The organism is Chitinophagaceae bacterium, assembly GCA_030053935.1.
Lineage (GTDB): Bacteria > Bacteroidota > Bacteroidia > Cytophagales > JASGCU01 > JASGCU01.
Genome location: JASGCU010000074.1, coordinates 1 through 12,330 on the forward strand (window position 1 = coordinate 1; position 12,330 = coordinate 12,330).

The 12,330-nt window shown below is 31.0% G+C and carries 6 protein-coding genes; 5 read left to right on the forward strand and 1 reads right to left on the reverse strand.

Annotated elements, in window-relative coordinates; all coding sequences use genetic code 11:
• Positions 1 to 337 precede the first annotated feature (337 nt).
• From QM536_07645 to QM536_07665, 5 genes are all read left to right on the forward strand, one after another.
• On the forward strand, positions 338 to 2,164 hold the full coding sequence (locus QM536_07645; GenBank protein ID MDI9356876.1) for a site-specific DNA-methyltransferase: 1,827 nt from the start codon (positions 338 to 340) through the stop codon (positions 2,162 to 2,164).
• Between the two features lie 7 nt (positions 2,165 to 2,171).
• Positions 2,172 to 4,856, forward strand: coding sequence for a DEAD/DEAH box helicase family protein (locus QM536_07650; GenBank protein MDI9356877.1), 2,685 nt, complete (start codon positions 2,172 to 2,174; stop codon positions 4,854 to 4,856).
• Between the two features lie 373 nt (positions 4,857 to 5,229).
• Complete coding sequence (topA, locus tag QM536_07655; GenBank protein MDI9356878.1) at positions 5,230 to 7,560, forward strand: type I DNA topoisomerase; 2,331 nt, start codon at positions 5,230 to 5,232, stop codon at positions 7,558 to 7,560.
• A 12-nt stretch (positions 7,561 to 7,572) separates the two neighbouring features.
• Positions 7,573 to 8,082, forward strand: coding sequence for a hypothetical protein (locus QM536_07660; GenBank protein ID MDI9356879.1), 510 nt, complete (start codon positions 7,573 to 7,575; stop codon positions 8,080 to 8,082).
• Positions 8,054 to 9,208: an aminotransferase class I/II-fold pyridoxal phosphate-dependent enzyme gene (locus QM536_07665; GenBank protein ID MDI9356880.1), complete on the forward strand. Its 1,155-nt coding sequence runs from the start codon at positions 8,054 to 8,056 to the stop codon at positions 9,206 to 9,208. Before QM536_07660 ends, QM536_07665 begins: the two co-directional genes overlap by 29 nt.
• Before the next feature lie 50 nt (positions 9,209 to 9,258).
• Here the strand turns inward: QM536_07665 and QM536_07670 are convergent, their stop codons facing one another.
• Entirely contained in the window at positions 9,259 to 11,913 is a 2,655-nt protein-coding gene (locus tag QM536_07670) for a BamA/TamA family outer membrane protein (protein ID MDI9356881.1), read from the reverse strand.
• Positions 11,914 to 12,330: the final 417 nt, after the last annotated feature.

Consider the following 12,330-nt stretch of genomic DNA (forward strand, 5'->3'; position numbering starts at 1 on the left):
AAAAGTAAATACACTATTCTTTGAAAAACAAGGAAATACGTACAATTTATTTCATTTTATTTTCAACAATGAATTGGATTACAACAGTATTGAACTTAAAAATAGTTGTAAATACGAGATAAACGAATGATAAACAAATGATTAATACGGCTAACATGGCACACAGCGACCATGCGGGCTTCCGGGATTTGAAGCTTTGTGCTTCGTATCAAGTTCAGTGCTGGCAGAAAGTTTAGTACTTCTAAATCTGCTTCTTCGCCAAGCGCCAAAACGTTAGATGCAATAAAAACGTAAACGACACCGATTAGATAACAATAAAATTAAACTTAAAAATAATATGGACGGAAAATCATTAAATATTACACAAGAAAATATAAATCAACTAAAACAAATCTTTCCTCAAATATTTAAGGAAGATAAAGTTGATTTTTTGCAGTTAAAAGCACTCTTGGGCGTAGATGTTATTGCAAAAGACGAAGCATACAGTTTGTCGTGGGCAGGTAAGTACGAAGCATTTAAAGAAATTCAAAAACAAACAACAGCAACTTTAATACCCGACCGAGAAGGAAGTATTGATTTTGATAATGCCGAAAATATATTTATAGAAGGCGAAAACCTTGAAGTTTTGCGAGTTTTGCAAAAATCGTACTATGGTAAAATTAAAATGATTTACATTGACCCGCCTTATAATACGGGTAACGATTTTATTTACAACGATAAATTTGCTGAACACAAAACAGAATATCTACAAAAAATTGGTGCAATAGACGAAGACGGAAATATTGTAAACGCTTCATTATATCAGCAAAATACACGAGAAAGCGGACGATTTCATTCGATTTGGCTATCATTGATGTACCCACGCCTATATTTAGCCAAAAATTTATTAAAAGAAGACGGAGTTATTTTTATCTCAATTGATGATAATGAAGTTCACAATTTACGCTTATTGTTAGACGAATTGTTCGGCGAAGAAAATTTTATAGGACAAATTGTGTGGAGAAAAAGAGCAGGTGGAGGTTCGGATAGTGAATATTTTTCAATAGAACATGAATATATTTTGATTTATGCCAAAAATAAAGACTTTGCAACTATATTTCGTTTTGAATCCGAAGAAAAAAATTATCCTTTTACCGAATCAAAAGGCAGATATACTAAAAAACCGCTTAATAACAAAGGTTTACAAGACAGCAAAGGTTTACATTATGATATTATCTGTCCCGATGGAGAAGTTTTAAAAGGGATTGAAAATCAATGGGTATATTCTGAAAAATCATTTTTAAAAATGATAGAAGATGATAGAATCATTTTTGAAAAAAATGGAAACAATAAATGGAATATAAAATATAAACTCTATTTGCATGAATCAAAAGGTAAAATACCTACTTCAATATTGTATCAAGTTGCTTACAATAAAGATGGTAATCAAGAAATCAAAGAATTAAACTTATTTTTTGATTATCCAAAACCAAGTAAACTTTTAAAAACCTTTGTAAATTTTGTTTGTCAAAATAATACTGAAGACATTATCCTCGATTTCTTTGCCGGAAGCGGCACCACCGCACAAGCTGTTTTAGAACTCAACGAAGAAGACGGCGGAAACCGAAAATTTATTTGCGTGCAACTCAACGAAAAATGCAAAGAAACAAGCGAGGCATACAAAGCCGGTTATAAAACCATTGCCGACATCACCAAAGCCCGAATAACCAGAGTAATACAAAAAATAGAAACAGAGCGAAACGGCAAAATGCAATTGGAAACAAACCCGCAAAGTTTAGCATTTAAAAGTTACCGGCTTGCCGATAGCAATTTCAAAAAATGGAATAATGCAATTATAGCAAAAACGGAATTAGCCAAACAATTGCAATTTCATATAGTTAGCACAAAAGAAGGTAGTAAAACCGAAAATATGCTTCAAGAACTTATTTTAAAATTAGGACTACCTTTAACTACCAAAATTGAAAATAAAAATTCTGTTTTTTATGTAATTGATTATAAAATTGCTATTTGTCTTGAAACATTTAACCTTGAACTACGACAAAACATTATAGATTGGAAACCTCGACAAGTAGTTATTTTAGACAGTTTGTTTGAGAGCGACGAATTTTTGACCAATGCAAAATTACGCTTCAAAGAACACGATATTGAATTAACTGTAATATAAGAATATGATGAAACTACAATTTGACAGTTCACAAGATTATCAATTACAAGCCGTTCAAACTGTAATTGACATATTTGAAGGGCAGCCGCTTAACAAAGGAAATTTTGAAGTTTCTTATGCTATGGATGGAGCAAGTATTGCGTTTACAGAAAAGGGAGTTGGTAATCGTTTAGTTTTGTCGGAAGAACAATTGTTTGCAAATGTGCAAAAATTGCAGGTGAAAAATAATATCAAGCAATCCAATAAAATTGAAGTATGTACTTACTTAAAATCTGAAACCGAAAGCGTATCGTTTCCTAATCATTTTACAGTTGAAATGGAAACAGGCACAGGCAAAACCTATACTTATTTGCGTACCATTTACGAACTGAATAAAGTATATGGTTTCAAAAAATTTGTTATTGTAGTGCCAAGCGTAGCCATTAGAGAAGGTGCAGTAAAAAACCTTGAAATTACTCACGAGCATTTTCAAATGCTGTATGGTAATCAACCTGTAAATTTCACCATGTACGATAGTACAAAATTAGGTACGCTACGCAATTTTGCTACTGCAAACGCAATTCAGATTTTAGTTATAAACATTGATAGTTTTGCAAAAGATACCAATGTAATTAATACCATGCGTGAAACAGGTGTAAAGCCCATTGAATATATACAAAGCACAAAACCGATTGTAATTGTTGATGAACCGCAAAACATGGAAACCGAAATTCGTAAATCGGCAATTCATAATCTAAATCCATTATGTACAATTCGTTATTCGGCAACGCACCGCAATTTTTATAATTTGGTTTATTCGCTTAATCCTGTTCAGGCTTATGATTTAGGACTTGTAAAACAAATAGAAGTTGACGGAATTACTACTGAAAATAATTTTACCAATGTCTTTATCGAATTTAAAGGCATACAAGCAAGCAAAAGAAAACTAAAAGCCAAATTAAACATACAAGTAAACGACAGCAACGGGGTACAAATAAAATCGGTTATAGCCAACTTAGGTGATGATTTGTACTATTTATCCAATAAAAGAGAATGTTATAAAAAAGGTTTTAGTGTAGAAGGATTAGATTTAAAAAAAGAAGAGGTGAGGTTTTATAATAATTTGATACTTCGTAAAGGACAATCGCAAGGCGGTTTAACAGACGAAGTAATGAAATTTCAAATAGAACGTACCATTAAGTGGCATTTAGAAAAAGAACAAAAACTTAAAGAAAAAGGAATAAAAGTATTATCCTTGTTTTTTATTGATAAGGTTGAAAACTACCGTAAATACGACCACGAAGGCAAACCGCAAAAAGGCAAATTTGCCTTATGGTTCGAAGAATTATATGAACAACAGGCAAACCTTGCAGGTTTTGAAAACCCGCAAGGTTTTAGTGTAGAACAACTTCACAACGGATATTTTTCACAAGACAAAGGTAAATTTAAAGATACAAAAGGCAATACCAATGCCGACAATGATACGTATTCGCTTATAATGAAGGATAAAGAAAAATTATTGAGCGAAGAAGAACCGCTACGTTTTATATTTTCGCACAGTGCATTACGCGAAGGTTGGGACAATCCGAATGTATTTCAAATTTGCACATTAAGCGAAGCAAAAAGCGAAATTCGAAAACGCCAAGAAATTGGTCGTGGTTTACGTTTGCCTGTTGATAATTTCGGGCAGAGAGTTTGGGATAAAAAAATTAATTTGCTTACAGTGGTAGCAAATGAAAGTTATATTGATTTTTCAAAACAATTACAAAAAGAAATAGAAGAAGAAACAAGCGTTGATTTTAGCGGACGAATTAAAAACGCAAGAGAAAAAGCAAAAATAAAATTATCGAAAGAATTAACCATTGAAAATTCCCCCATTTTCTTTGAAATTTTGGAACGAATTAAACAGCGCACTGTATACAATGTACAATACACCACCAACAATTTAATTGCAAAGGCAGTTGAAGAAATTAAACAAATGCCCATAACAATACGACCAAAATTAGTAGCCGAAAAGCATACAATAAACATAACAAAAGACGGTTTAGAAAATAAATTACAAACAACCGAACGAAAAGAAATAGATGATATTCAATACACAATACCCGATGTTTATGGTTATATTCAAACACATATTGACATAACACGAAACACGATATTTGAAATATTAAAACAATCAGAACGTTACGGTGAATTGTTAATTAATCCTCAATTATTTCTTGATAATGTAGTACAATCAATAAAATTAGCCTTAAATAAATTATTGATAGACGGCATTAAATATGAAAAAGTAAACGGTAGTTTTTATGAAATGCAGTTGTTTAACAGCGAAGAAATTGAAACCTATTTAACCGATTTATTTGAAGTAACACGAACAGATAAAACATTGTTTAATTATGTTCCAATTGATAGCAATATTGAAAGTCAATTTGCTCGTGATTGTGAAGCCGAAGAAAGTGTAAAATTCTTTTTTAAATTGCCTCGTGCATTTAAAATACCAACACCGATTGGAAATTATGTTCCTGATTGGGCTGTTATTTTTCACAACGACAAGAAAATTTACTTTGTGGTAGAAACAAAAGGAACTTTAAACCGTGATTTATTAAGGGAAGTAGAAAAAATGAAAATAGAATGTGGTAAAAAACATTTTGCATTATTCAAACCCGAAGGAGTAGAATATAAACAAGCGGTTAAAGTGGCAGATTTGCATTAAATAATTAAATAATAGATAGATAAATAAAAAAATCCACATAACGTATGCTAAAACGACAAGTGCAGGCATTTACAAATATTAAGGGAGCGTCTTATAGATAGATGCTCTCTTTTTTTTGTTTCTTTGTAAAAAATCTATTCTTAGAATCTATTTATAGAAAAAATAATAAATATGTGTATTTTTGTTTTATATTGACAAAAAAATACAATTCCATTCACATGAAAAAATAAAACACAAGCTGAGTAAATAATTACATTTATGATCAAAATACATATTTATAATACATAAGAAAGAGTGCGTTTGTAAGATATTGTCTTTTTATTTTGTTTCTTTATAAAAAAAATAATTTTTAGAATCCGTATTATATAAAAAAATGAGTAAAAATCTTGTTATTGTAGAATCACCCTCAAAAGCAAAAACAATAGAGGGATATTTAGGAGAAGAGTATATAGTAAAATCAAGCTTGGGACATGTTCGCGATCTCCCCAAAAATGATAAAGCTATAGATGTTAGTAATAGATTTACCCCCACTTATGAAATTTCTTCCGATAAAAAAGAAGTCATAAAAAGTTTGAAAGCTTTATCTTCAAAAGCAGATACTATATATCTCGCAAGTGATGATGATAGGGAAGGAGAGGCAATTTCATGGCATCTAAAAGAAGCATTAGGGTTACAATCTACAAATACAAAACGCATAGTATTCAGAGAAATCACAAAAAAAGCAGTGCTGAATGCCATAAAAAACCCTCGAGATATTGATATTGACCTCGTAAACGCTCAACAGGCAAGACGAATATTAGATAGATTAGTAGGATTTAAACTCTCACCTTTATTATGGAGCAAAATCAGATCACGGCTTTCCGCAGGAAGAGTACAATCGGTTGCCGTTCGTATGATTGTAGAAAGAGAAAGAGAAATAGAAAAATTTAATAGTTCTTCAGTTTTTAAAATATTCGGATTCTTTTCCTTTGAAAATGAAAAAATAATAAAAGCAGAATTATCAAAAACATTTTCCACAGAAGAAGAAGCAACTATTTTTTTAAAGAAATGTATAGGAGCAGAATATTCTATAGAAAATTTAGAAAAAAAAATAGCAAAACGCTCCCCATCGTCTCCCTTTACCACCTCCACACTCCAACAAGAAGCAGGAAATAAATTCGGATTCTCTGTGGTTCAGACCATGAGAGTAGCACAATCACTCTACGAAGCAGGAAAAATATCTTATATGAGAACTGATTCTGTTAATCTTTCTGACGAAGCTATAGAGAAAATAAAAAATCAAATACAAACATTATATGGAGAAAATTTTGTAGAAATCCGAAGGTATAAAACAAAATCAGAATCCGCACAAGAAGCCCATGAAGCAATACGCCCTACCGACTTTTCAGTTACCTCAACAGGAAAAGACGATACAGAAAAAAAACTCTACAACCTTATATGGAAAAGAACCATTGCTTCCCAAATGAAAGACGCACAGATAGAAAAAAACATTGTTACTATAAAAATATCTACTACATCTGAAAAATTTATTGCCACAGGAGAAACTATTCTTTTCGAAGGATTTCTTAAAGTATATTCTGTATCAAAAGAAGAAGATGATGACGAGGAAAAAGAAAGTGATATACTCCCGCCCATGCAAATAGGAAACGTCTTATATTCTCAAAAAATATATGGAAAACAAACATTCTCAAAACCAAAACCACGTTATTCAGAACCTACTTTAGTAAGAGAAATGGAAGAATTAGGTATAGGAAGACCATCTACATACGCCCCAACCCTCGCTACTATTGTAAAAAGAGAATATGTCATAAAAGAATCAAGAGAAGCAAAAGAAAGAAAATTTATAGAAATAACTCTCATAAAAAACATCATAGAAACAAAAACGCTTATGGAAAAATATGGTTCTGAAAAATCAAAATTATTCCCTACCCAATTAGCATTTACAGTCAATAGTTTCTTAATACAACATTTTCCGGATATTGTGGATTATAATTTTACAGCAAATATTGAAAAAGAATTTGATGAAATTGCTGACGGAAAAATACAATGGCAGGATATGATAGAAAATTTTTATACTCAGTTTTTACTAAGTGTTGAAAATACTCAAAACATAGAACGAAGTTCTTTCAATCAAGAACGTATTTTAGGAATAAATCCCACCACAGGAGATAAGATAACAATAAAAACAGGAAGATTTGGAGCTTTTGCACAAATGGGAGAAAATACAGATGAAAAAAAAGCAAAGACCTCTGCTCTCAAAAAAGGACAATACATGGAAAATATTACTCTTGAAGAAGCAATGGAACTTTTTAAACTACCTAAAAATATAGGTTTGTACGAAAATGAAACAATGTCCGTTAACATCGGTAAGTATGGTCCCTATATAAAGCATAAAGATGAATTCTATAGTATAGGAAAAGAAAAAGACCCCATTACATTAACCGAAGAAGAAGCAATTACTATCATAGAAGCACTACGAATACAAAAAAACAATAAAATACTCAAACAATTTTCTGAAAATAATGAAATACAGATTCTCAATGGAATATATGGACCGTATATTAAATTTCAAAGGAAAAATATAAAAATGCCCAAAGGAAAAAAACCTGAAGACATTACTTATTTAGAATGTTTAGAACTCATAGAAAAAGCACCAGAATCACAAAAAAAAAATATAAAAAATAAAAAAAATAAATTATCATAAAACGTAAAAAACATGTTAGATTTTCTAAAAGACAACTATTTAATTATCCTTGCCATTTACTTTTTAATAAAACCCTTATTGCAAAAAACAAAACCTAAACAAGAAGAAAATAAGAATCAACCCGAGTACTCCCCGGAATCAAAAAATCCTGAACCTCAATCTTTTAGCGATATGATGAAAGAACTTTCTCAATCGATGCAAAACAATAAAAAACAAACCACCACTCCTCAACCTCTTACTATTCCTACCACTCCTCAAAAGGATACTGACTTAAAAAAAATATTCGCAAAAAATACTACTGAACGAGAAAAGATAAGTTTTGAACCCTATAAAATAGACGAAGCTCCCAGAAATTACGAATCACCGTATGCGAAGAAACCAATAAATAATAAGACAGAGAAACAAAAATCAAAACTGATACCATATCTTAAAAAACGGAGCATTGTGGATACATTATCTCATCCGGAAACTATAAGAGAGGTTTTTATTTTCAATGAAATTATTCAAAGAAAATACCATTAATATGCAAATGCGACCTTTTCAAATAGAGAGATACTTTGCACAGTACGAATTTTCTACAAAATACATAATGGGAGCATCTGACTGTGATGGGTATTCCTTAGAATATATTTTAAATAATGCTGATGAAATAGAAATAGATGCATGGAAAAAGATGCACTTGGGATATACAGATTCTCAAGGAAGTTTATTTCTACGAAATGCCATTGCGCAGCAATATAAGTCCGTAGAAGCAAAAAATGTAGTAGTAATGTCCCCAGGTGAGGCAAATTTTATTTTTTCAAATATTTTTTTGAAACAAGGAGACCAAGTCATTTGTATACATCCATCCTATCAATCTTTATATGAAATCCCCATTTCATTAGGGTGTGAGGTGATCTTTTGGAAACCTTCTTCTACATTCCCATGGACTTATAGCGTAGAAGATTTACAAGCATTATTAACCCCAAAAACAAAACTTCTGATAATAAATTTTCCTCATAATCCTACAGGTTTTATACCTACAAAAAGTGAAATTTTAAAAATAAAAGAACTCGCAGCAGAAAACAACATTGTTATTTATTCTGATGAAATGTATTTTGATATCATCTATGAAAAAGATGATATACTCCCTTCTATCGCAGATATATACCCGAAAGGAATTGTTGTTTCAGGTATGTCAAAGTCCTTTGGCTTAGCAGGGTTAAGAATTGGATGGATAATAACAAAAGATGAACAACTTTTACAAAAAATACTCTCTTTTAAAGATTTTTTAAGCATTTGTAATAATACTCCATCAGAAATTTTGAGCTTTATAGCACTCAATCATAAAGAAAAATTTATAAATCCTAACATAAAAAAAATAGTATCAAATATTTTTGTGTTTGAAAAATTTCTACAAAAATATGCAAATATATTTTCTTTTTCTAAGATGAAAGCCGGTTCAACCGCATTCGTAGAACTCAAAATAGATAAAACCTCTTTAGAATTTTGTGAAAAATTAGTCAAAGAAACAAGTATTATGCTATTACCATCAGAAGTATTCGATTACGGAAGTAAGCATATAAGAGTAGGGTTTGGAAGAAGTAATTTTTCTGATGGATTAGCACTATTTGATCAATGGTTATCTTTTCAAAACAAACATTTTTAAATAGCATTTGGTAATCCTGCACACCTCTATAATGAAAGAGCAATACTCTTTTATCTTATCTGGGTGCCTATAGAGAAATGAAATTGTGAACCACTTACCTTTAATTCCCCCGGTAGTTTATCAAATCCATATCCATAATCTATGCCTAATAATCCAAAAGCAGGCATAAAAATTCTGACACCTACACCTGTTGACCTGTAAAGATTAAATGGATTGTAATTTCGGATGACATTAAAATTATTACCCGCTTCCAAAAAAGTGAGAGCATAAATAGTTGCTGAAGGGTTCAGAGATATAGGATACCTCAATTCAAAAACAAATTTATTAAAAATAGTTCCACCGTTTATATTATTCACAATATCTGATGGTGTAATAGAATTATTTTTATATCCTCTTAATCCTATAACATCTCTTGCTATTATAAATTGCCCTCCTCCTGCGAGTCCATCTCCCCCTAATGTAAATCTTTCAAAAGGTGTTTCAGGACTTTTGTCCGTATAACGTCCTATAAACCCAAAATGTATTCTACTTACTAATATAAGATTTTGAACAACTCGCAGGTAATTCCATGAATCAAATTGCCATTTGTGATATTCATTAAATCTATATTTAATAGATGCTTCTGCTTTTGTTATATCTCCTTGAAAAAGAGAATAAGGAGGGGTGAGAGTGACACTTAAGCTTAATTGAGACCCAGATCGGGGGAAGAGTGGATTATCAACACTGTTTCGAGAAAAAGTGCTGTTAAAGGTAATACTATTAGAAGTTCCGGTAGAAAACCCTAATGACTGACCTATATACATATAATTATTTAAAATATATCTACTATAACCAAAAGAATTGGTAAGAACAAAATAATCATCGGGCCATTTTACTCTTCTACCAATATTCACAGAAGCTCCTATAACTCCCAATCCACCAATTATAGAAGTATTGCTACTTAATATGTTTTGCGCAGAATAATTAAAAGACATTCCAAAAGAATGTGGTTTTTTTCCTCCAAACCATGGTTCTGTAAAGCTCAGGGAATACGATTGAAATTGAATCCCATTTGCTTGGAATCGTATGGATAATTTTTGTCCATCTCCTACGGGAAGAGGATTCCAGTTTCTAAAATATGGAACATTTCGGAGAGAAAAATTATTAAAAGTGACCCCTAAAGTTCCTATAAATCCGAAAGATCCTCCCCATCCTCCTGATAGTTCTAATTGATCACTGGGTCTTTCTACTACTTTCCATTCTATATCTACTGTTTCACTTGAAGGCTTAGGAATAGGAGTGGGAGTTATTTTTTCTGGGTCAAAATACCCTAACTGGGAGAGCTCTCTCTGGGTTCTTATAATGTCTGCTCTGCTAAACTTTTGTCCAGGGAGAGTTCTAATTTCACGCATCACTACGTGATCTCTTGTTCTATCATTTCCTGTTACATATACTTTATCAATAGTCGCCTGCGGTCCCTCGTATAAACGCATTTCTACGTCCACAGAATCATTTTCTATCAGTATCTCTACAGGGTTTATATGAAAAAACAAATACCCATTGTCCATATACAAAGAACTAATATCATTCCCCTCAGGGTTATAGTTTAGTTTTTTATTTACCAGTTCTAAGTTATAAATATCTCCTTTATTTATATTAAAAACATCTTGTAAGATTTTTGTTTCATATAAATAATTTCCCGTCCATGTGATATTTCTAAAATAGTATCTATTTCCAATAAAAAGATCTAGGTATATATCTACTGTTTTTTTATTTATAACAATAGTGTCTTTTATAATTTCTGAATCACGGTATCCTTTAGAATTGAGAAATTCTATCAATTTTTTTTTATCTTCTGTATATTTATCTTGTTGAAATTTAGATGCTTTGAATATATTGAGACGAACATGTTCTCCGAAATAATTTTGTGCATCTTTGAAGGTTACTTTTTCTGTAGAATCTATAAATGTTTTTATTTCCGATGGTTTAAAACTGTTAAAGAACCGAGAGAGTATATCTTTTACGAGTGTAAATCTAAATTTTTGCCCTGTTTCTTTCAACTTGCTTTTTAATTTTGGATCAGAAAAAGCAGTGTTCCCTGTTATAAAAATATTATCTACTCTTATTTTATTATTTTTTTTTATGATGGCTCTGAGCTTTACACTATTGGGGAGTAATGTATCTATCACTTGTATCAAACGGACTTCTGTGTTATAAAATCCTTTTTCTTGAAAAAATGCCTTGATACTTACAGTAATGTTTTTTAAAATGGGTTCTGTGAGAATTCTTCCTTTAATAATTTTTACTTTTTCTTCTACTTCTTTTATTTGGCTTTTACTAATCCCTTCATAGATTATTTTAGTGAGACGTGGTCTCTCTGTTATCTTAATACTCAGGTATACAAGGTCATATTCTACTTTATTTATAACAATGGAAACATTTCCTAACAGACCTTGCTTCCAAAGCGATTTTATAGCATTACTTATTTGTTCACTCGGTATTTTGATTCTTTTTCCAACGGATAATCCCGAGAGAGAGATGATAGCGTTTTTATCTAAAAAATATGCCCCATCTACTTGAATGTCTGCTATTTCATATTCCTTAGGATTTTGGTAATCTAAAGTAAATTCAGAATTGTTTTCTCTATTATAAGGAAGTCCTATTCCTATTTGAGCAGAGATATGGAAAGAGATAAATACAAGAAAAATAAAAAATAATTGTTTCATAGTTTGTTTTAAGGTATTTGTTTTATTTGAATAGAATGCAGCAAACTACAAAATATTTACTAAAAAATACTTTTTCACATATTTCATACTGCTTTTTTAAGTTTATATTTCTCTCTTTTTCATTACCATCGTTTTTTTATACATTTTTTGGTTGGTAGTGAAATATATGATCCAATATATGAAAAATTTGCAACTTTGCCTCATACACCAACCGTAAAGTAATATGAACGTCTATCTAACCAATGGATATAATAAAAAACAGAGACCACGCTTTCAAACGTGGGTTTATTGGAGAAAATTTATGCTTTTGCAAATGTCTTATTAACTCCCCTTACCCAAAGATATAATAAAAATTTATACCTTTCTTTTTTAAAAATGGTACCATACACTTTTTGAAGAGAGTGTTTGCGTAATGGG